This window comes from Sorangium sp. So ce363, from assembly GCF_051520435.1.
Classification (GTDB): domain Bacteria; phylum Myxococcota_A; class Polyangia; order Polyangiales; family Polyangiaceae; genus Sorangium; species Sorangium cellulosum_B.
Window position 1 is genome coordinate 4,973,107 of sequence record NZ_CP150333.1, and the last position, 20,722, is coordinate 4,993,828.

Consider the following 20,722-nt stretch of genomic DNA (forward strand, 5'->3'; position numbering starts at 1 on the left):
GGCGCGGGCGCGGTCAGTTGCGGCGGAGGCGCTCGATTTCGGCCAGCGCCTCGGCGAGCTGGCGCTCCAGGTCCGACGCGCGCCTGGCCTCCGCCTCGGCGCGAAGCTCCGCCTCCTCGGCGCGGCTGGCCTCGTCCGCGGCCCGCAGCTCCGCATCGTCCTTGCGGGCGAGCACGTCGTCCAGCATCACGCCGAGCCGCGCGATCAGCTCATCCGCCTCTTCCAGCTTCGCCGTCCCGCTGAAGAAGCGCAGCTTCGAGCCTTCCACCGCGAGCTCCAGCCCGAGCACCTGCGACGCGAACCGGCCTGCCTGGGGCATGACGGGCTGGTAGCTCCGCGCCCTGCGCGCCGTGTCGGCCGGCGGGAGCCGGTACCCGCGGAGGCTCAGCCGGCGCCGGTCGAAGATGAAGTACTCGGAGATGCCGAGCCGGGCATAACGCTCGACGTTGGTCTCGAAATCCTTCGTCAGGTTGCCCGCGTAGGCCACCTCCAGGACCAGATCGAGCCCCTTGCCCTCCCTCGGCCTGCGAGCGCGCGGGCGCAGGCCGCTGCGCGGCCCTCAGAGCGTCAGGATCTCGCAGCCGTCCCGCGTGACGAGCACGGTGTGCTCGAACTGCGCCGAGAGGCTGCCGTCCTCCGTGACCATGGTCCACCCGTCGTCGAGCGTGCGGATGCGGTGCGAGCCCAGGTTGACCATCGGCTCGATCGTGATGGCCATCCCGGCGCGGAGCCGCATGCCCGCCCCGCGCACCCCCGTGTGCGCGACGTGCGGCGGCAGGTGCATCCTCCGTCCGATGCCGTGCCCGCCGACCTCGCGGACCACGCCGCACCCCTCCGCGCGCGCGATCTCCTCGATCGCCGCGCCGATGTCGCCGAGCCGCGCCCCGTCGCGCACGACCGCGATGCCCGCGTCCCGGCAGCGCCTGGCGACGTCCACCACGTGCAGCGCCTCGGGGCTCGGCTCCCCGATGAAGAACGTCGCGGAGGTATCGCCGTGGTAGCCGTCGAGCTCCGTGGTCACGTCGACGTTGACGATGTCGCCCGGCAGGAGCACCTCGTCGCGCCGAGGGATCCCGTGGCACACGACGTGGTTCCGGCTCGTGCACACCGCCGCAGGGAAGCCCTTGTAGCCGAGCTGACTCGGGCGGCCCCCGCGCCGCGCCGTGTCCTCGCGCACCCACTCATCGATGTCCGCCGTCGTCACAAAGGGCTGGAGCCGCGCCCCGACGGCCGAGAGCGTCGCCGCCGCCGCGCGCCCTGCGCGCCGCATCGCCTCCCACGCGTGAGGCCTGAGGATGTCCACGTTCATGCGAGGCGTATGCGCGCGCAGCGAGCGGCCATCCAATACCGTTTTGATATCGGGCCCTCGCGCGCGGCTCCCCGCGCGCGGGGTTCGGGCTAGAATCGGCCGCGTGAGCCTCTCGCAGATCCGTTACTTCATCGCCGTCGCCGAGGAGGGCCACGTCGGCCGCGCCGCGCGCCGGCTCCACATCGCGCAGCCGCCCCTCAGCCGGCAGATCCGCGGCCTGGAGGACGAGCTCGGCGCGCAGCTGTTCGAGCGCACCGCGCGCGGCATGCGGCTCCTGCCGGCCGGCGCGGCGTTCCTCGACCACGCCCGGACCATCGTCGCGCAGGTCGACGCGGCCGTCGCCGATGTGCGCGGCTACGGCGCCGCGCCTCCCCCGGGCGATCTCGACGCCGGCCACCGCCAGCGCGCCGACCTGGGGTAGGGTGCCTCGCGTGGAACCAGGGGAACGGCATGGGCTACGACGCTGAGCTCGCGCTGGCCGTCGACGCGGCGCGCCGCGCGGGCGCGCTCCTCCGCGCGGAGTTCCACCGCCCGGGCGGCCCACGCGGCGCCGGGACGAGCGCCGACGTCGACGTGGAGGTCGAGCTCCTGCTGCGCGACGCGCTCACCCGGGCCACCCCGTACGCGTTCCTCGGGGAGGAGACCGGCGCCCTGGACGGCGTGGACCCGTCGCACCGCTGGGTCGTCGATCCGCACGACGGCACCGCGTCCTTCCTGCACGGCTACCGCGGCGCCTCGGTCTCCATCGGCCTCCTCCGCGAGGGCACCCCGGTGCTCGGCGTCGTCTTCGCGTACGCCTACCCCGACGACGACGGCGATCTCATCGCCTGGGCCGAGGGCGCCGGGCCGATCCGGCGCAACGGCGCCGCCGTCTCGACGTCGCTCGCCGGCGGCGCGCTCGATCGCTACGCCGTCGTGCTGCTGTCGCAGTCGGCGGATTACCTCCCCGCCCGTAACGCCCGCTGCGTCGCCCCCGCGCGGTTCCTCGCCCTCCCGAGCCTCGCCTACAGGCTCGCCCTGGCCGCGGCCGGCGAGGGCGTCGCCGCGGTCTCGCTCAGCCGGCCCCGCAGCTGGGACTACGCCGCCGGGCACGCGCTCGTGCGCGCGGCGGGCGGCGAGCTCGTCGACGACGACGGCGCGCCCGTCGCGTACACCGCGCAGGGCGACGGCGAGGTCTGCCGCCTCTTCGGCGGCGCCCCCGCCGTCGTGCGCGAGCTCGCGCGCCGCCCGTGGAACGCCGTCATCCACGGCCGCATCCCGCCGCCGCAGGGAACGTACGGGCTCCTGCGCCCCTCGCGCAGCCTGCTCGTCGAGGGCGCTGGCACGCTCGCGCGCGCGCAGGGCTGCCTGCTCGGCCAGCTCGCGGGCGACGCGCTCGGCGCGCTCGTCGAGTTCCGCACCGCGGAGGCGATCGCGCCGCTCTACCCGGACGGCGTCCGCGACCTCGCCGACGGCGGGACGTGGGGCACGCTGGCCGGGCAGCCGACGGACGACTCCGAGATGGCGCTCATGCTCGCGCGCTCGATCGTCCGCAAGCGCGGCTTCGTCGCGGAGGCCGCGCTCGACGCCTACGTGCACTGGTACGGCTCCGGCCCGTTCGACATCGGCAACACCACGGCGGCCGCGCTCAGGGCCGCCGCGGGCGCGCCGCTGCCCGGCGCGCGCCGCGAGCGCGCCCGCGCCGCCGCGAGCCTGACCAGCGAGGCGAACGGCTCGGTGATGCGCGCGGCGCCGCTCGGCGTCCTCGGCGCGGGGCGCCCGCGGGAGGCCGCGGCCTGGGCGCGCGACGACAGCGCGCTCACGCACCCCCACCCGGTCTGCTGCGCCGCCTCCGCCGCGTTCGTCGCGGCCATCGCCGCGGCGGTGGGCGGCGCCGGCATCGAGGGCGCCTGCGCCGCCGCCCTCGACGAGGCGGAGCGCAGCGGCGAGCGCGCGGTCGTCGCCGCGCTCACGGCCGCGCGCAGCGCCCCGCCCCGGAGCTTCTCGCACCAGGCCGGCTGGGTCCTCATCGCCCTGCAGAACGCCTTCTACCAGCTCCTCCACGCGCCCTCGCTCGAGCGGGGCCTCGTCGACACGGTGATGGCCGGCGGCGACACCGACACGAACGCCGCGATCGCCGGCGCGCTGCTCGGCGCGGCGCACGGCCGGGACGCCGTCCCGGACCGCTTCCGCCGCCTCGTGCTCAGCTGCCGCCCGCTCCCCGAGGCAGGGGCGAAGCACCGGCGTCCACCCGAGCTCTGGCCGGTCGACGCGATGCTCCTCGCCGAGGCGCTCCTCGCATCGGGGCGTTAGGATCGCGACTCGACCTCACCGACGCTTCATCGTTCTTCGGCGCGGCGTGTGGCACTCCTGACCAAGCGTCCTGCATGAGCATGAGCGGGGGAGGACGGGTCACTCCACGCTGCGCAGCCACCGCCCCGCGAACGCCACCTCATCGGCGGCCGCAAGCACGGCCTCCTCCCCTCCGGCCTGGCGAAAGACGCGCGCGAGCTGTGCCACACTTGCCCATCCCTGGAAGACGCCTGCCAGCGACGGAATCCCTGAGGCGTCGAACAGGCTCGTCGAGACCAGCCGTGCCGCCTCGGCAGGGCTCATCCACGGCGCAGCCTCGCAGAGATCGCCGAGCACATCGGCGTCTGCGCCTGCTGCCTCGAAGGCGAGCACCGCACGTCGGGCCGCATCGGCGCGCATCGCTTCAGGAAGCGCCTTTACAAGCCGTGCCAGCGCGACGGCCCGAACGTAGCTCCCGGAGGGCTCGACGCAGTCCCCTGCGATGCGTAAAGCCGCTTCCGCCCCCAGGAGCGCGACCGAAGCGGAAGGGTGCTCTTTGATCAAATTGCATCGCTCCTCCGGGGCGAGCTCCTCGAAGAGGGCCTGGACCTCCTCCACCGGCCGCCGCCCCGCAGGGAGCCTCTCGCCGAGGCGAAGCAGCGCGTCCGCCCGGTACCCTGCGCTGCTCGCCGCCCATCGCAGCACGAGCGCGCGGGCGTCGGCCTCTCGCCCGAGCGAGACCAGCCTCGCCCCGAGAGCGTGCACCGGCCAGACCGGGACCTCCTCGAGCGCCCTCTCCAGGAGAGCGTCGGACAGATAAGGCGCCACCGCCTCGGCCTCCTTCTTGCTCTCGAAGCACCAAGGCGTCCAGAGCCGTTCAATCTCCTGGACAGCGTGAACTTTCGCCTCTTTCGGCAGGTCCGCGAGCAACCGGGCGAGGACGCGAATTCGCTGGGGCGCTGGCAGGGAACGCGAAGCTCGCTCCAGCGCGACGGCGGAAGCCTCGCTGACTCCAGGCTCAGGCACGATCGCGGGCGGCGCCCCTCCCGCGCGCGCGATGGCTTCTGCGGCGACCTCCTGGGCTTCCTCTTCGGGGAGCAGGCCCGCCGCCACGACGAGCGCCCGGGGCGCATCTTCCCCGTCCGACTGGCGCGCAGCTTCCAGAGCGGCGCGCGCATACCGGGTGCGCCTCTCGCCCTCCGCCGCCTCGGCCATGGCGATCAGCGCCGAGGCGCTCGACCACCGCGCGCCCGTGCGATCGGCGATCTCGAGCGCTCGCTCGCGGACCCCGGCTTGGGCGGACAGTGAGACCTCCGCAGCGAGGGCAAGCAATGAAAGCGCGCGCGCCGCGTCCGCATCGAGCAGTGGAGTCGCGAAATCTGCATCGGCGCTCTCCCACGGCTCCGCATTTCCCAGCGTCGCCGCCGCGCCCTGCGCTGCCGCGCAGCGGACGAGCGCCGCGGCGAGGGGGGGAGGCAGGGACCTGCAACGCTCCACCTCCTCTCCTATTCGATCGCGCAGGCGGCGGAGATCTGTGAGGGCATACGCGAGCGCCTCGGCAGAGTTACCCGCTACCCAACCCGGCTCGGCAAACGCGAGCATCGAAGCGATGGGAGCGCCGCCGAGCGCGAGGTGTGCGCTCGCATAGCGGCGGAAGTAGGCCGGCCGGCGGCCGGCGGGCTCCGCCGTCCATCGCGCGATCGCGCGGCGGTAACGCGCCTCGATCGCCTCCTCCCGACCGGCGCTCCTCTGCTCCCACGCGACCCGCAGCGCCTCGTGCTGGAATCGCACCGCGCGCACCGGCCCATCCCGGCGCAAGATCCGATCGAGGAACGATCCGTACACGCGCAGGCGACCGCGCACGGCACGGTCCTCGATCTCCAGGAGCTCCGCGACATCCTCTGCATCGAGCGGCGCGAGCGCGCGGGCCAGCACGGAGAGCATCTCCAGCGCGATCTCTCCTCCCCGGAGGAGTCGGAGCTCACGCTCGACTTGCGCGGCGAGCGCCTCCGGTCCGCCGTTGCCCCCTGCAGCTGCCCAGCTCGGAATGCCTCGGCGCTCCGCTGCCGCGGGGGAAGGCGGCGCAACCTCGATGAAAAGCGCATCACCGGCATTCCATCCGAGCCGCTCCCTCCAGGCGTGCGCGTCACCCTCGCCGCCGGAGATGGAGACCAGACATCGAACGCGCTTTCCGAGCTCTCGAAGCGTCGATATCCCCGCGGCACGAGGCCAGTCGACGCACTCGTCGAGACCATCGAGCACGAGGAGCACTTCGGGCTCGTCCTGATCCTGGCCATTGGCCAGCCTGTTCCGGAGATCCGAGCGCAGCTTCAAGGCATCCCGCGGAGGGTGCAGCACGTCTTCGCCGAGCTGCCCGAGGAGCGACGCGAGGATCTCCTGCTCGGAGATGACGCGGTTCGCTCTCCCTACCTGCACCGCGGCGCAGCATATCCCGGCACGCTCGCCCGTCTCGGCGACTAGCCGGATACACAGCGCTGTCTTGCCGGCTCCAGGAGGGCCGTGCAGCAGGCACGCGGGGCCTGGAGAAGCGCGCCATCGCTCGATGGCCTCGCGGGCGCGCTCTTCCTCCTCGGTCCAAGAGACGGCTGCGGGAGATCCTTCCTTTTCCTTATGATGCATTCGCACCTCGGTGGGGGACGCTCGCCGCCTGTTCTAGGCCCTGTAGACGCCGTATTGGCCTTTCTTGCCCTTCATCCCGACGACGTGCTCTTGAATGCCGAGCCTTTCGAACATCGCTCCGCATCTCTCGCACGGGTCGACCCGCTTCCGCATCTTCGCGCTGTCGTACGTCTCGATCGAGAGCCCTTCGTCCTGGAACTTCTTTTTGATGCGCCGGTTCACCTCGGCGTCGACCTGTTCGGGGGTCATGCGATCCTGAACGCGCACCTTCTTCTGCTCTTTCATCACGTCTCTTCGGATGTTCTCCCCCATGACCGTCAAGACCTGCGCCTCCGCGCACGGCTTGTCGCTGATGTGGCCGGCGGGCGTCACCTTGCCTCCCTCGCTGGGGTTCCTCCCCACATACGGCTTCGTACTGGTATCTTCATCCACGTACGTAAGGACGTTGCCGTCCTTGTCGAGGATGCGGGAATAGATGAGCCCATCGGGATCGACGATGGTCCACGGCTGGTTGCGCGCGTACCAGTAGGCGTTCAGCTCGCCGTCGATCTCTGCGGGATCGGGCGAGATGTACCTCCCGAGATCGGGGTCGTAGTAACGGTGCCTGTTGTAGAAGAGCCCTGTCTCCACGTCCTCATACTGCCCCAGGAAGCGCACCTGTGTCGGCGCGCTGCCTCCGGCTTCGGACGTCACCTTCCCCCATGCCGTGCGGAACAGCTCGCCCACGACCTCACCTTTCCCATCGACGAGGCGCTCCGGAAAGCCCGTCATGGCTTCGTTCAAATAGAAGAGCCATGGCCCCGCTACCGACCCCTCCCCGGTGTGCCTCGTGTCGCGGTGAGCCCACGGAGCCCCGCTCTCATCGAAGCAGTAGGTGCGCTCCTCGATCTCCCCTTCGGGGATCCCCGCGATCTCGTGGGCGAGGGTCATCGCGTCCCAGCAGAAGCGCGTCGTGCGCAGGAGGCACGCCTCACCGCTCTCTCCCTTCTGCCACACGGTCTTCTTCATCCTCCGCGCAAACGCGTCGTACATGAACTCAACCGTCGTTCCGTCTGGCCCCTCGATCTTCGAGAGCATTCCGCTGAAACGCCTCGCCGTCCACGACCTGCTTCTCCCCGATCACCCATCCGACCGCGTTGCGTCGCAGCTCGACCGTACAGCCGCTCCCCTCCGCCAGGATCACCTCGCCACGGCCGTTGTATGAGAAGTGCTCCTCGGCTCCGTCGTCGTAGATTTTCTTCACCACGCGTCCGGCGAGGTCGCGCTGGAGCTCTGTCGTTTCGCTTCCACGGCGGATCAGGAGGACGCGCCCGAGCGCGTCGCGTTGATAGCGAATCTCCCGGCCATCGAACGTCCTCTCCGCGATCGGGAGGCCGAGAGCGCCGACCTCGATCGAGTACACCTCCCTGTTCGCATTGCGGATCTCGACGAGGCGTTCCTCGCGGTCGTACCGGAGCTGAATGACGCTCCCGTCCGGCAGGATGGCGTCCGCCAGCGAGCCGGTGCCTCCGCGCACGAGGCGGGTCGCCCGGCCGTCGGCATCGGTCACACAGAGGAGGTTCTCGTCGCCATCGTAATCGTAACGCGTGACAGCGCCGTTCGGTTCGCGCACCGCGAGGAGCAGCCCCTTGTTGCTGTAGGAGAACTCGGTCACGCGTCCGCTCTCGTCGCGCTCCGCCGTCCGCCTCCCGAGCTCGTCGTACGCGGCCGTCCAGCGCGTGCCGGACGCGCGGAGCACCTCGACGAGATTGCCGTGTTCATCGTGACGGTAACGCGTCTGATGCCCCGTCGGAGCCACGGTCGCTTCCATGAGGCCGCGAGCGTCGAAGCGGATCTCGAAGGTCGCGCCGATCGGATCGGTCCAGAAGATCGCTCGCTCGGCGTACGCCACCTCCGTCACGCTGCCTTCCGGATCGATGATCTTGCGGATATCGCCGTTCCGTAGCCGCTCGATCACCGTCACGTCCCGAGCGGGTCCACGATTCGCGTCTCGTTCCCGAAGACATCGCGCGTCCAGCAGGTCGTCGCTCCGAGTGGATCGGTGAACGAGCGCAGGTGGCCCCGCTCGTCATACGTGCGCGTATACACGCTTCCGGCTGTGATGGCCTTGTCGACCTTACCGTGCTCATTGCCGAAGTAACGGTGAAATGTGACCGAGTCGGTGGCCTCCGAGTAGCCATCGGGATAAAAGTCGAGTCGAACGTGGTGCATGCCCTTCGCGGGCGTCTTGCCATCCGACAGAAGCGCCGGGACAGAGGCGGCGAGGCACGGGTCGACCGCGCCGGGGTAGTCTGCCCATGTCTCGACGCACCGTCCTGCGGCATCGTATCGGTAGTGGAACGTCAGCCCGGTCGGCCTCTGCTGCCAGACGAGCCGGTGCTCGTCGTCGTAGCCGTACTTCGTGGTGTTTCCATCCGCGTCGGTCACTGCAACGAGATCGCCTGCTTGGTCATGCTGGTAGCGCGCGAAGACGAGCGAACGCCCCCTGGACGCGCGGCTCACGAACTCGATCTGGCCGATACGTCCCGCGGACGCCGGTCGAATCCGTAGTACGCGCCCCACGCTGTCGGTGACCTGGGCCAGGCGACCTTCAATATAGGTGAGGGCGATTCTGTTGTTGAATGCATCTACCTGCGCGGCGAGGCGGAAGCGATGCGGCGTGCGGTCGCCCGGATCCGGCTCGAACAGCAGGCGATCCCCGTCCGGAAAATCGAGGGAGAAGCCGTCGCCCTCCTTGTGGAGGACCCAGCCATGCGGGCCGAGGACGCCAGCGTCCTGCGGAACGAGTCCGAATTCCTCCTCGTTGCCGTCGGCCGTGACGACGATGGTGGTCCGCCGGCGAAGCTCGATCGCCCATGCGAGGCTGTGGGTCCATCCGAAGCCGAGCCCGACGTCCCGCCCACGCGCTTGGCTGCCGTACGACCGAACGATCTGGAGAGGCAGAGGACCCGGGATGTCGACGTCCGTCTCGGGGACGGTAAACACGCGGCCAGTGACCACATCGACCGGATCGCCCTGGGCGATCTTTCCGCTTCCGCGGCCGCCATGGTGGTTCGGGCAACCGCCGCCATCTTTACCTGCGCCGCAGGCGGTTTTTCCACCGCCCTTCGCCTTGTCGCCGCCGTTCTTGCCGCTGGCCCCCTGTCCTCGCGCCTTTCCACGGCCTGAGGCTCCGCCGCGCCCACCGACGACGGCGCCTCCTCCCATGATAAACACCCCCGGGTTCATGCCAGGAATCGCCGGAATGTTCGGGACAGGGGCGGTGCGGGCCATGACGGCAACGCTGCCAGAGGTCGGTTCTGACCGTCAACCTCGCCTCAGCCCCCCGTCGGGCGCTCCAGGTGCCCGCCGAACTTGTGCCGCATCGCGGAGAGGACCTTTTCGGCGAAGGTGTGATCGTGGCGTGAGCGGAAGCGCGCGTAGAGCGCCGAGGACAGCACCTCTGCGGGGACGGCCTCCTCGATCGCCGCCATCACGGTCCAGCGGCCCTCGCCGGAGTCCTGCACGAAGCCGCTGTACCCGGCGAGCTCCGGGCTCTCGGCGAGGGCGATCGCGGTGAGGTCGAGCAGCCACGACCCCACCACGCTGCCTCGACGCCACACCTCGGCGATCTCGCCGAGGTCGAGCGCGTACCGGTGCTCCTCGGGCAGGCGCTCCGTCGCCGCGTTCTTGAGGATGTCGAACCCCTCCGCGTAGGCCTGCATGAGGCCGTACTCGATGCCGTTGTGGACCATCTTCACGAAGTGCCCGGCGCCGACCGGGCCGCAGTGCAGGTAGCCCTCCTCCGACGTGCTGTGCGTGCCGCCCTGGGCCTCCTGCCTGCCCGGCGTGCGCGGGATGTCCCCCGGCCCCGGCGCGAGCGTGCGCAGGATCGGCTGCACCAGGGCGAACGCCTCGGGGGCGCCGCCCACCATGAGGCAGTAGCCGCGGTCGATCCCCCACACGCCGCCGCTCGTGCCCACGTCGACGTAGCGGATGCCCTTCGGGGCGAGCGCCCTGGCGCGGCGGACGTCGTCCTTGAAGTAGGTGTTGCCCCCGTCGATGATCACGTCGCCGGCGCCGAGCTGCTCGCCGAGCTCCTCCACGACGCGCTCGGTCGGCGCGCCCGCGGGCAGCATGACCCAGACCACCCGCGGCGACGCGAGCTGCGCCACCGCGTCGCCCAGGGAGGAGGCCGTCGCCGCGCCCTCCTCGCCGAGCCGCTTCACGCTGTCCTGGTTCAGATCGAACGCGACGACCTCGTGGCCGCCGCGCATGAGCCGGCGCGCCATGTTGGCGCCCATCCTGCCGAGTCCGATCATCGCGAGCTTCATCCGTCATGCTCCTGTGTGGGATCGCGGGCGTATCACAGCGCGCGGCGCGCGGCGCGCGGCCTTCACCGCTCCGGTCCGGGCGCTCCTCCGGCTGCGGCGGCTACCGGCGCGCCGGCTGTGCCTGCTGCCGGATCGCGCCCACCGCGTGCTCGAGCGCGCTCTTCAGCGTGCTGAACACCGGGATCCCGTCGAGGCTGCCGCCGGACTCCAGGATGCGCCCGACCATCGCCGTCGGGACGCCGGAGACGATGCACCGGCTGCCGAGCAGCCTCGTCGCCGCGAAGATCCGCAGCAGGTGATCGATGGTCGAGGTGTCCGCCGCCTGCGCGCCGGTGAGGTCCACGATCATGAAGCGGGCGCCGTGCCGGACGACCGCGTCGAGCACCTCTTCCATCATGCGGGCCGCCCTCGCGCTGTCGATCGTGCCGATCACGGGCAGCGTGAGCACGCCGTCCCACACCTGGATGATCGGCGTCGACATCTCGAGCATCGCCTCGTGCGCCGCGCGGACCCGGTCGAGCTGCAGGCGCAGCTCGATCTGGACCCGCTCGAGCTCGTCGTTCTGCTCGCGCAGCCGCGCGCTCGCGGCGGCGAGGTCGAGCGAGTTCTTGAGCGTCGTGTACGTGGCCCCGACGTACAGCGCGTACGTGGTCGCGCTCGCCAGCGCCTTCCGGTCGATCTGGCGCTGGTCTTCCAGGGCGAAGAGCATCGTGCCGATGGTCTTCTTGTAGACCTGGATCGGCACATGGAAGACGACGTCGGGGTCCTCCGCGAGGAGCCACGCGCGCGCGCGATCCGACTCGCGCGCCTCGTCCCACGGCCCCCTGAACCAGGCGGGGCGCTGCGCCTCCAGCGCCGCGACCATCCAGGCGTCCACGACGACGCCGCCGCCCTCGGGCGCCCCGTACTCGAAGGTGCCGCGCTCGTACCTCGCCGCGATCCTTGCGCCGCCGCCGTCCTTGGCGAGGATGACGCAGAGCCGCTGGGACGGGACGATCCAGCGCGCGCTCGCGCAGACCTCTTCCCACAGCGACCGCAGGTCCGGCTGGTTGGCGAGCTTGAGGAGGATCTCGTTCAGGACGCCGAGGACGATCCATCCGCCGCCGGCTTCGGGGGGCTGGCCAGGCTCTGGCGTCAGCATCAGCGATCGGCGTCGAGCGGGCGGCCCGCGGCGTAGGTCCGTGGCTCGATGGCGCGCGCGGAGGCCGCTGTCATGACGCTCTCCCCGGGTCGCTTCCGCGCCGTCGTCGACGCGAGCAACGGGCTCGGGACCAGATCGAATCTCGGCACGGTGAACACTCCTCGCGCTCAGCGCGCAGCCGCATCCTACCGCGCAATCCGCCCGCGGTGGAGGGGCTCTTGCCCGAGGCGGGCTGCCGTGGGGCCGCCGCCCGGGGGAACGCGCTCGGTGCTCCTGCGTGCTACCGCTAGGTCATGAAGATCAAGGCACGCGACGGCAAGGTCTACGAGGTTGCCCCTGCTCCGCCCGGCGGGAGCCACGAGGTGCGGCTCGACGGCAAGGTGGTCGGCTCGTTCGTGCTCCTGCCGGACGAGACGCAGGTCACGGTGAAGAGCAAGCCTGCCACCGACGCGCTCCTCGTGGACATCGCCGATCGGTTCGTCGCCGAGGGCGGCGCGCCCATGGGGATCAGCTGAGCCGTCACGGCGCGCCCGCGAGCCTCACCTCACGGAGGACCTCTGCCGGGGTGAAGCAGGCGACCGCGGGCGACGCCCCCTTGACGCGCTCCCGCAGGCGCGCCGCGAGCGCCTCGGCGCGGGCCGCGTCCGGAGCGCTCGCGCCCAGCATGCGCTGGCCGCGATGGCTGTACTCGATGAAGCGGTATTTCGAGCCGTCGGCCCACCCCGAGAGCGCGTCGCGGGTCGCGGGATAGTCGTAGTCCGCGGGCGCTGACTTGCTGCCCGCTGACACGCGACCGCCCATGGGATGTGGGATGCGGCGGGCACCGTGGGCTATCCAGCCCACCGTGACGTCGCTAAGCTCGGCGGAACAGACCGCAGTCCTGGGCGCGCATGGCGAAGCCGGTTCGTCTCTTCATCTCATCTGTCCCGGAAGACGCCGCGCTACGCGCCGAGCTCATGGTCCACCTGAGGCCGATCGAGCGCAGCGGGTCGATCGCGGTCTGGCACGACGACCGCGTCGCTGCGGGGGGAGCACCGGCGGCGGAAGCGCGCGCGCAGATCGAGGCGGCCGAGGTCGTTGTCCTGCTGGTGAGCCCCGCTTTCCTCGCCTCCGATCGTCACTTCGACGAGGAGGCAGCGCGCGCTCTCGCCCGGCGTGCCGCGGGCGAGGTGGTGGTCGTGCCCGTGCCTGTGCGACCTTGCGACTGGGGCTGGACCGAATTCGGCAAGCTCGCTCCGCTCCCCGAGGGCGGGCGGCCTGTCGAGGGCTGGCCGGTTCGGGGCGAGGCGTGGACCGAGGTGGTGCGTGGCCTACGCGCGGTGGTCGAGGGCGTGATGAGCCGGCGGGCGGCTCCGGGAGGACGGAGCGCCTTGGCCGCGGGGCTGCCGCCGGCGGAGCTGTGCATCGGCCGGGGCCCGGTGGTGGACGCCATCGTCGCGGCGCTGGTGCGCGAGCCGCCGGGACGCGTGCTGCTCCTTGGTGCGGCGGGCGTCGGCAAGAGCACGGTCAGCCTGGCGGTCCTGCACCGCCCGGAGGTCGTGGCCCGCTTCGGGGAGCGGCGCTTCTTCGCGCGGCTCGACGCTGCGCCGGATGCCGAGTCTGCAGCCGTCGCGCTGGCCGGCGCGCTGCGCGTCACCTCCGGGCCGGATCGGTGGCAGCGGGCGCTGTCGGTCCTCGCAGCGGGCCCGGCCGTGCTCGTGCTGGACAACCTGGAGACGCCCTGGGATGGCGACGACCAGTCCGGAACCGAGGCGTTGCTCGCGGAGCTTGCGGCCGTGCCGGGCCTGTCGCTTGTGGCGTCGGTGCGCGGCGCGGGCCGGCCGGGTCACGTGACCTGGAGCTCGCCCGTCGAGCTCCGGCCGCTGGGGCGGGCCGAGGCGGAGGCGGTGTTCTGCGCGATTGCGGGCGAGGAGCACCGGGGCAAGCCGGCGCTCTCGGCGCTCCTTCCCCTCATGGAGGGCATCCCGCTGGCGATCACGCTGCTGGCACAAGCGGCCCACGGCAACGATCTGGTCAACCTGAAGGAGGAGTGGGAGGCGCGCCGGACTGCGGTGCTGGAGCGCGACGGTGGAGCCCGCGATCGGCTCCGGAGCTGGAAGACCTCGCTCGAGTTGTCGCTCGGATCGCCGCGAATGGCGGCCGGCGCGCGCCGGCTGCTCTCGGTGCTGGCGGTGCTGCCGGACGGCATCGCGCAGCGGGATTTTGCGGTGCTCTTGCCGGGAACAGGGCCGGCGGCGGCGCGGGCGCTGGCGCAGGTAGGGCTGGCTTACTTCGAGGGCGGCCGGCTGAAGATGCTCTCGCCGGTGCGCGAGTACGTGGCGGCGGAGTACCCGCCGGTCGTGGAGGACCTCGCGAGGGCGATGGAGCATTATCGGGAGCTCGCGTGCACGCACGGACCGGTGCCGGGGCGACGCGGCGGCACGGAGGCGGCGGCGCGGCTCGCAGCGGAGGGCGCGAACCTGGACGCCATGATCCGGCGCGGGCTGACGGATGCCGACGCGGGTCGATGGATCGACGCGGCCGTGGCCTTGACCAACTTCGCGCGTTTTTCCGGGCATGCGGCTCCATTGCCCTTTGGTCGCGCGCTGGAGGTGGCGCAGCGCGCCGGAGACCGGCGGCGAGAGGCGCTGTGCGCCCAGAGCCTTGGCGACATCGCGCTGCCGCGCTCGCGGCACGATGAGGCCACAGCGCGCTATCAGGAAGCGCTGGCGCTGTACCGGCACGTAGGGGATGTGGTCGGCGAGGCGACCTGCATCCGGAGCCTTGGACACGTCGCGCTGGAGCGCTCGCATCACGACGAGGCCACAGCGCGCTACCAGGAAGCGCTGGCGCTTTACTGGCACGTGGGCGATGTGCTCGGCGAGCTCAAGTGCATCCTGCGCCTGGGACACATCGCGCTGGAGCGCTCGCATCACGACGAGGCCACAGCGCGCTACCAGGAAGCGCTGCCGCTCTACCGACAGGTGGGGGATGTGCGCGGCGAGGCCAATTGCATCAAGAGCCTTGGAGACATCGCGCTGGAGCGCTCGCATCACGACGAGGCCACAGCGCGCTACCAGGAAGCGCTGCCGCTCTATCGGCAGGTGGGGTCTTTGCGCGGTGAGGCCGGCTGCATCAAGAGCCTTGGAGATATTGCGCTGGAGCGCTCGCATCACGATGAGGCGAGGGCGCGCTACCAGGAAGCGCTGCCGCTCTACCGGCAGGTAGGGTCATTGCGCGGCGAGGCCAATTGCATCAAGAGCCTTGGAGATATTGCGCTGGAGCGTTCACAGCACGACGAGGCGAGGACGCGCTATCAAGAAGCGCTGCCGCTCTACCGGCAGGTGGGGGCTGTGCATGGCGAGGCCGACTGCATCGAGAGCCTTGGAGACATCGCGCAAGCCCACAGCGAAACCAGCGCTGCCCGTGCTCGCTACGAGGAGGCCCTGGCTCTCTACGAGCGCATCCCGGCGCCTTACTCCATCGGCTGGACACATCACCGCCTCGCCGTTCTCGCGCCCGACTCGGCCGCTCGGCGGCGGCACATCGAGGCCGCGTGCAGCGCATGGCGTAGCATCGATCGGAACGATCTGGTCGCCCAGCTGGACCAGGACTTCCCCTCCTGAGCTCTCGCGACGCCGCACGGTCCAACCTCGGGCACACCAGCAGGTGAACCGTCGCTTGGAGACCCTGGGAGTGCGCTGCGGCGCGGATACTTGCCCCGCCTGTCCCGTCCGTTAGAGACGCCCCATGAGCTCGACCCGGACGGCCTGGCACGCGCTGTTCGCGGCGCCGCTCGTCCAGCGGGGCCCACGCCGGTTCGAAGTGCGGCGCGAGGTGCCGCTGTCGACCGAGCCGCTGCGCGCCGCCTACCTGCTGCAGCGCGCGGACGCGGGCTCGACCGATCCGCAGGTCGCGCCCGCCTGGTCCGGACCATCCGCGGTCGACCCCGATCAACGGCGGAGAAGGTCCTTCTCCCGCCTGCCTCTCATCCTGGCCAAATCTGGGCAAACGCCGATGTTGGCCCGGTCGTAACGCTATATCCCAGCCGCCGGTTGCGCGCCAGCGTCCCGGCCGTACCCGCGCGCCCGCCGCTCGCGGCGGAGCGCCGTAAGAAATCGTCAATGCGGCAAGCCGCCTGAACGCCCGCAACGTCCCATCGACACCGGCACCACCACGACCGGCGTCACCACGAATGCGGACGGCGATGGTGTCGAGGCGCTGCCCGGCCGCCCGCCCCCGACGAGTTGACCGCCGGATGCGTAACCCGCGTCGCGTACCCCGCCGTTCACCCCACGGCGCGTATCCCGCTGTTCACGGCGAGTATCCCGCTGTTCACTGCGCACCGTGTATCCCGCTGTTCACTGCGCGTCGTGTACCTCGCTGTTCACCCCACGGCGCGTATCCCGCCGTTCACCCCATGGCGAGTATCCCGCTGTTCACTGCGCACCGTGTACCCCGCTGTTCACTGCGCGACACGCGACACGCGATACGCGACACATGCACGCGCACACCAGCGAACCAAAAACCTCTCAGGGCTGTTGTATGTTGTCTAAACTAAGAATATAAGAAGAATCATGCGATACTTCCATACGAGCGCTGCTAGCGCTTGCCTCTCGCTCCTCGTGCTCGCAGGGATCCCCGGGACGGCGTTCGGGGCACCGACCGCGATCACGTACACCATCAACCACGCCGATTGCGGCGCCGGCGCGTTCTCGCTGTACCTGAATGGGGTCCACCTCGACACGGTCGCGAGCACCAACGGCTGCGATTGCAATTCGGAGACGCTCCAGAGGACGTTCACCGAGCCCGACGTCCTCGCCCTCTACAATCCCGCGGCGTGCAATGATCTCCAGGTCGATGTCGTCGACGGCGGGTCGACGGCCGTCGGCTTCGCCCGCGTGTACGTCGAGGCGACCGAAGGCGCGTCGCTCCTCTGCCTGTACGATGCGGTCTCCGGCCCGATCCCCTGCGCGGATCGCGACGTCTGCGACGGCTACGAGATCGGGCTGTCGTCGCTCTCGAGCGACGACGGCGACCACATCGCGCCGGGCCTGGGCGCGGGTTGCGACAACTGCGCCAACCACGGCAACCCGGACCAGGCCGACGCGGACGGAGACGGGATCGGCGACGCCTGCGATCCGTGTCCGCTCGGCGATACCGACGGCGATACGTTCTGCGATGCGACCGACAACTGCGCCAGCGTCGCCAACTGGGACCAGACCGACAGCGACCTCGACGGGATCGGCGACGCCTGCGACAACTGCCCCGCTGCCGCGAATCCAGACCAGCTCGACAGCGATGCTGACGGCCTCGGGGACGCATGCAAAGACGTGTGCGTCACCCTGCAGCGAGGCGCCTTCGGCGCGGTCGAGGACGCCGATATCTGGGAAGCCTTCCCCCGCTACAGCGACGGCCACATCCCTTACAACTACTCGGGCGACTCCAACGGCGCGCGCAAGCAGGCGCTCTACCGGTTCGGGCTCGACGGCATCCCCGCCGGGGCCACCGTCACGTCGGCAGAGTTCGGCGTCGTCGCCTTCGGATCGAGCGACGAGACCGTCCGTGCTCACCGGATCACCGTGCCGTGGAGCGAAGACAAAGTGACCTGGCAGAGCTTCGCCGCGAGCTACGACAAGGCCACCGCGGCGGAGCTCACCTATGTCGGCCCCTATGCCATGAGCGCCGATCTGACCGGGCTCGTCCAGGCGTGGGTCGACGGCACGACCCCGAACTACGGCTTCCTCGTCGAGGAAGGGCCGGACGGGCGCACGTCGTACCGCTCGAGCGATCACCCCCTCCAGAGCGACCGCCCCTGGCTCGAGGTCTGTTATCTCGCCCGCTGATCCATTCCGCGCGGCCGCCCCTCCGCCCCATCACCCACATCACACAACCGCTCCTCGGCGCTCTGATCCACGCCGCGCGGCCGCTCCTCCACCGTCGTCCGCCGGGTAGGGCTGCCCGAGCGCCGCGGGAGGCGTCGCGTCGAACGCGCGCAGGAGCGGGCGGCGCGCGGCGCTCGGCAGCAGCGCGGAGGCGCGCTCCAGGAGCCCGCTCGAGGTGAGCCCGAGGACCGCGATCATCAGCGCGAACGGCGCCACGCTGAAGACCTGCGTCGGAACCGATGGCAGAGCGCTCTGGCCGAGGCTCGCCGCCGACGAGAGCACGCCGAAGAGGTACGCGCCGAGCGCCGCTCGCACCGGATGGAAGCCGCCGAAGATCACGATCGCCAGCGCGATCCAGCCGTAACCCGCCGTGTGGCGGTGGCTCCATCCCGCCTTGAAATCGAGCGAGTACGCCGCGCCGGCGATGCCCACGAGCGCCCCGCCCACGAGCGTCGCCGCCGTGCGCACCTGCGTCACATGCGCGCCGCGCGCGTGCGCCGCCGCCGGCTGCTCGCCCACCGCGCGGAGGAGGAGCCCCGCGCGCGTGCGATAAAGGAAGAGCCACGCGCAGGCGACGAGGACGTAGCTGCCATACACCAGGGGATCGCTCTGGAACAGCAGCGGCCCCACGAGCGGCACGTCCCGCAGCACCGGGATCGACGCCGCCGGCACCGTCGGCCCGGGGACGCGCACGTACGGGCCGCCGAGCACCGACGAGAGATCCGCGCAGAGCATCGCCAGGACGAAGCCGACCGCGATCTGGGAGCGGCCGAGGTAGATCCCGCCGATCGCCACGACGAGCGCGACGAGCGCCCCGGTCGCGGCCGCGGCGGCGAAGCCGGCGAGGACGCTCCCGGTCGACAGGGCGGCCGCGAAGCCGACCATCGCCGAGAGCATCATCGCGCCCTCGGCCGAGAGGTTGATGACCCCGGCCCGCTCGGTCAGCGTCTCGCCGACCGCCGCGTAGACGAGCGGCGTCGACGCCGCGAGCGCGGTCGCGAGCAGCGAGAGGAGCTCGGCGCCGCCGTCGCTCATGAGGGCTGCTCCTTCCATCGGAGGCGTCCTTCCATCAGGCCTGCCTCCATCGGCCTCGTCCCTTCGGGCCTCGTGCCATCAGGCCACCTCCGGCCGCCCGCCGCCGCGCGCCGCCCGGGGGGACAGGAGCGCGAACAGGACGAGCGCGCCCTGGAGCACGCCCGACAGCGAGGACTCCAGCCCGAGGGTCATCGGGAGCTCCAGGCTCCCGACGTTGAGCGCGCTGAAGAACAGGGCGATCGGCGCGACGAGCGCGGCGCGCCGCCCGGCGAGCATCACCACGAGCAGCGAGAGGAAGCCGAGGTTGCTCGAGATGCTCGGGATGAGCCGGTGGAACGTGCCGAGCACCTGCAGCGCGCCGGCGACGCCGGCGAGCGCGCCGGAGACCGCGAACGCGAGGAGCACCTGCCGCGCCGCGAGCACGCCGAGCACCTCCGCGGCCGGCGGGCTCAGGCCCACCGCCCGCAGCCGGAGCCCGAGGTGGGTCCGCCCGAGCACGACGGCGGTCCCGAGGAGCGAGAGGACCCCGAGCAGGAGCGCGACGGGGCTGAGATCGGTGCCGCCCAGCGTGGAGAGCCAGAGCGCGCCGTCGAGCGGCTCGGTGCCGGCCATGGACGCGACGCCAGGGCGCTTCCACGGGCCGAAGACGAGGTACAGGACCAGCCCCTGGGCCACGAAGTTCATGCCGAGGCCCGCGAAGATCTCGCTCACCCGGACCCGCGTGTGCAGCGCGCCCGTGAGGGCGCCCCAGAGCACCCCGCCGATCGCGCCCGCGCCGACGCAGAGCGCGACCACGGCACCCGCCGGGAGGTGCGGCCACAGGGCGCGCGCCGCGCCCGTGGCGCAGACGGCGCCCAGGACGAGCTGCCCTTCGACGCCGAGGTGGTACAGGCCAGCGCGAAACGTGAAGAGCAGGCCGCTCCCACAGAGGAGCAGCGGCGCCAGCGTGACGAGCACCCGCGCGGCGCGATCCGTGGAGCCGAACGCGCCCTGCCACAGGCCCGCGGCCACCGCCGCCGGCGAGGCGCCGAGGAGCGCGCAGAGGCCCGCCACGAGCGCGAACGCCAGGGCGAGCGGTACGAGGCGAAGGAGGAGGGATAAGGCCCCGCGGCGCGGCGCGCGGCGCGCCGCGGGCTCGGCAGGGGCGCTCGGCTCGGAGCTCATCGCTCGGACCCCGCAGGCGCCGGGGGCGGCGCAGGTGCACCAGGCGCCGAGGGCAGGGCGGCGCCGTCGAGCTCGCCTCCGATCATCCGCCCGAGCCGGTCCAGCGTGAGGTCGGCGACGCCGACGGGCGGCGAGACGCGCCCGCCGCTGAACACGAGGATGCGATCGCTGTAGCGCATCAGCTCGTCGAGGTCGGACGACGCGAACAGGAGCGCCGCGCCGGCACGGCACCGCGCGAGGAGCTGCTCCCAGACCCAGCGCGCCGACGCGATGTCGAGCCCCCGGGTCGGCTGCTCCAGGAGGAGCAGCGCGAGGCCCGCGGGGAGGAGCGCGAGCTGGGTGCGCTGCTGGTTGCCGCCGGAGAGCCGCTCGACGGGCGTGTCGGGCCGGCCCCGGATCCGGAGCGCCTCGATCGCCCGCTCGGCGGCGCGCCGGATCTCCCGCGGGCGCAGGAAGAGGCCGGGCCGCGGCGCGCGCAGCGCGACGTGCTCCTCGATGGAGAGACCCGCGATGAGGCCCTCGCGACGGCGATCGGCGGGCAGGTAGCCCACGCCGGCGCGCAGGAAGGCCGGGTAGGGGCGGCCGGTCAGGTCGGCCCCGCCCACGACGACGCGTCCCCGCCGCGCCCGGAGCAGCCCCGCGCAGGCGCGCAGCAGGAGGCGCTGGCCGCTCCCCTCGAGGCCCGCGAGCCCGATCACCTCGCCGCGGCGGACGGCCAGGTGAGCGATGCGCACGTCGAGCCGGTGGTCGCCGAACGCCACGCCCTCGAGGGCGAGCGCCTCGCCGCCGCTCGGCTCCGCGCCGCCGCTCGGCTCGGGCAGGCGCTCCAGGGGCGCGAGCGCCGCGCCGCCGCCCTCCTCGGGGGACCGCTCCTGAGGCGCAAGCGCCTCGCCGAACATCAGCGCGACGAGACGATCGGCACCGGTCGGCATCTCCGCCTCTCCCGCCACCTTGCCGTGCCGCAGCACCGTCACGCGATCGCAGA

General features: G+C 71.7%; 20 protein-coding genes. 6 read left to right on the forward strand and 14 right to left on the reverse strand.

Annotation, left to right across the window (positions count from 1 at the left end; genetic code table 11):
* Nucleotides 1-13: 13 nt before the first annotated feature.
* Nucleotides 14-544, reverse strand: coding sequence for a Uma2 family endonuclease (locus WMF12_RS18880; RefSeq protein WP_437873870.1), 531 nt, complete (start codon nucleotides 542-544; stop codon nucleotides 14-16).
* A 15-nt stretch (nucleotides 545-559) separates the two neighbouring features.
* Nucleotides 560-1,309: a type I methionyl aminopeptidase gene (gene map / locus WMF12_RS18885; RefSeq protein WP_437747042.1), complete on the reverse strand. Its 750-nt coding sequence runs from the start codon at nucleotides 1,307-1,309 to the stop codon at nucleotides 560-562.
* A gap of 103 nt (nucleotides 1,310-1,412) precedes the next feature.
* On the opposite strand from map, the gene WMF12_RS18890 reads away from it, so the two are divergent.
* On the forward strand, nucleotides 1,413-1,730 hold the full coding sequence (locus WMF12_RS18890; RefSeq protein WP_012236172.1) for a LysR family transcriptional regulator: 318 nt from the start codon (nucleotides 1,413-1,415) through the stop codon (nucleotides 1,728-1,730).
* 29 nt (nucleotides 1,731-1,759) lie between these two features.
* A complete protein-coding gene (locus WMF12_RS18895; protein WP_437872966.1) occupies nucleotides 1,760-3,601 on the forward strand; it encodes an inositol monophosphatase family protein in 1,842 nt (613 codons plus the stop codon).
* 99 nt (nucleotides 3,602-3,700) lie between these two features.
* Here WMF12_RS18895 and WMF12_RS18900 read toward each other — a convergent pair whose 3' ends face one another.
* From WMF12_RS18900 to WMF12_RS18930, 7 genes are all read right to left on the reverse strand, one after another.
* The gene (locus tag WMF12_RS18900; protein WP_437872967.1) at nucleotides 3,701-6,220 is read right to left on the reverse strand and encodes an AAA family ATPase; all 2,520 of its coding nucleotides are present in this window, start codon (nucleotides 6,218-6,220) and stop codon (nucleotides 3,701-3,703) included.
* 33 nt (nucleotides 6,221-6,253) lie between these two features.
* On the reverse strand, nucleotides 6,254-7,252 hold the full coding sequence (locus WMF12_RS18905; protein ID WP_437872968.1) for an RHS repeat-associated core domain-containing protein: 999 nt from the start codon (nucleotides 7,250-7,252) through the stop codon (nucleotides 6,254-6,256).
* 4 nt (nucleotides 7,253-7,256) lie between these two features.
* Nucleotides 7,257-8,183: a hypothetical protein gene (locus WMF12_RS18910; protein WP_437872969.1), complete on the reverse strand. Its 927-nt coding sequence runs from the start codon at nucleotides 8,181-8,183 to the stop codon at nucleotides 7,257-7,259.
* Nucleotides 8,180-9,493: a DUF6531 domain-containing protein gene (locus WMF12_RS18915; RefSeq protein ID WP_437872970.1), complete on the reverse strand. Its 1,314-nt coding sequence runs from the start codon at nucleotides 9,491-9,493 to the stop codon at nucleotides 8,180-8,182. The genes WMF12_RS18910 and WMF12_RS18915 overlap by 4 nt, the downstream gene beginning before the upstream one ends.
* 44 nt (nucleotides 9,494-9,537) lie before the next feature.
* Nucleotides 9,538-10,533 (reverse strand): phosphogluconate dehydrogenase (NAD(+)-dependent, decarboxylating), encoded by a 996-nt coding sequence (gnd, locus tag WMF12_RS18920; protein ID WP_437872971.1) that lies wholly within the window; start codon nucleotides 10,531-10,533, stop codon nucleotides 9,538-9,540.
* A 100-nt stretch (nucleotides 10,534-10,633) separates the two neighbouring features.
* Nucleotides 10,634-11,674 (reverse strand): STAS domain-containing protein, encoded by a 1,041-nt coding sequence (locus WMF12_RS18925; protein ID WP_437872972.1) that lies wholly within the window; start codon nucleotides 11,672-11,674, stop codon nucleotides 10,634-10,636.
* Nucleotides 11,674-11,823 (reverse strand): hypothetical protein, encoded by a 150-nt coding sequence (locus tag WMF12_RS18930; protein ID WP_437872973.1) that lies wholly within the window; start codon nucleotides 11,821-11,823, stop codon nucleotides 11,674-11,676. Before WMF12_RS18930 ends, WMF12_RS18925 begins: the two co-directional genes overlap by 1 nt.
* Before the next feature lie 144 nt (nucleotides 11,824-11,967).
* On the opposite strand from WMF12_RS18930, the gene WMF12_RS18935 reads away from it, so the two are divergent.
* Nucleotides 11,968-12,189, forward strand: coding sequence for a hypothetical protein (locus WMF12_RS18935; protein ID WP_012236178.1), 222 nt, complete (start codon nucleotides 11,968-11,970; stop codon nucleotides 12,187-12,189).
* 4 nt (nucleotides 12,190-12,193) lie between these two features.
* Here WMF12_RS18935 and WMF12_RS18940 read toward each other — a convergent pair whose 3' ends face one another.
* A complete protein-coding gene (locus WMF12_RS18940; RefSeq protein WP_437872974.1) occupies nucleotides 12,194-12,475 on the reverse strand; it encodes a hypothetical protein in 282 nt (93 codons plus the stop codon).
* A 140-nt stretch (nucleotides 12,476-12,615) separates the two neighbouring features.
* Complete coding sequence (locus tag WMF12_RS18945) at nucleotides 12,616-12,795, reverse strand: hypothetical protein (RefSeq protein WP_437872975.1); 180 nt, start codon at nucleotides 12,793-12,795, stop codon at nucleotides 12,616-12,618.
* 249 nt (nucleotides 12,796-13,044) lie between these two features.
* On the opposite strand from WMF12_RS18945, the gene WMF12_RS18950 reads away from it, so the two are divergent.
* The 3 genes from WMF12_RS18950 to WMF12_RS18960 all read left to right on the forward strand — a co-directional run bounded on the left by WMF12_RS18950 (nucleotide 13,045) and on the right by WMF12_RS18960 (nucleotide 17,499).
* Nucleotides 13,045-15,279, forward strand: coding sequence for a tetratricopeptide repeat protein (locus WMF12_RS18950; protein WP_437872976.1), 2,235 nt, complete (start codon nucleotides 13,045-13,047; stop codon nucleotides 15,277-15,279).
* Between the two features lie 124 nt (nucleotides 15,280-15,403).
* Nucleotides 15,404-15,688, forward strand: coding sequence for a hypothetical protein (locus tag WMF12_RS18955; protein WP_437872977.1), 285 nt, complete (start codon nucleotides 15,404-15,406; stop codon nucleotides 15,686-15,688).
* A 542-nt stretch (nucleotides 15,689-16,230) separates the two neighbouring features.
* Nucleotides 16,231-17,499, forward strand: a complete 1,269-nt coding sequence (locus WMF12_RS18960; protein WP_437872978.1) for a DNRLRE domain-containing protein — start codon at nucleotides 16,231-16,233, stop codon at nucleotides 17,497-17,499.
* A gap of 39 nt (nucleotides 17,500-17,538) precedes the next feature.
* Here the strand turns inward: WMF12_RS18960 and WMF12_RS18965 are convergent, their stop codons facing one another.
* The 3 genes from WMF12_RS18965 to WMF12_RS18975 are packed head-to-tail and all read right to left on the reverse strand — an operon-like array spanning nucleotide 17,539 to nucleotide 20,669.
* Nucleotides 17,539-18,591: an ABC transporter permease gene (locus tag WMF12_RS18965; protein WP_437872979.1), complete on the reverse strand. Its 1,053-nt coding sequence runs from the start codon at nucleotides 18,589-18,591 to the stop codon at nucleotides 17,539-17,541.
* A 60-nt stretch (nucleotides 18,592-18,651) separates the two neighbouring features.
* A complete protein-coding gene (locus WMF12_RS18970) occupies nucleotides 18,652-19,737 on the reverse strand; it encodes an ABC transporter permease (protein WP_437872980.1) in 1,086 nt (361 codons plus the stop codon).
* Nucleotides 19,734-20,669 (reverse strand): ATP-binding cassette domain-containing protein, encoded by a 936-nt coding sequence (locus WMF12_RS18975; RefSeq protein WP_437873871.1) that lies wholly within the window; start codon nucleotides 20,667-20,669, stop codon nucleotides 19,734-19,736. The genes WMF12_RS18970 and WMF12_RS18975 overlap by 4 nt, the downstream gene beginning before the upstream one ends.
* Nucleotides 20,670-20,722 lie beyond the last annotated feature (53 nt).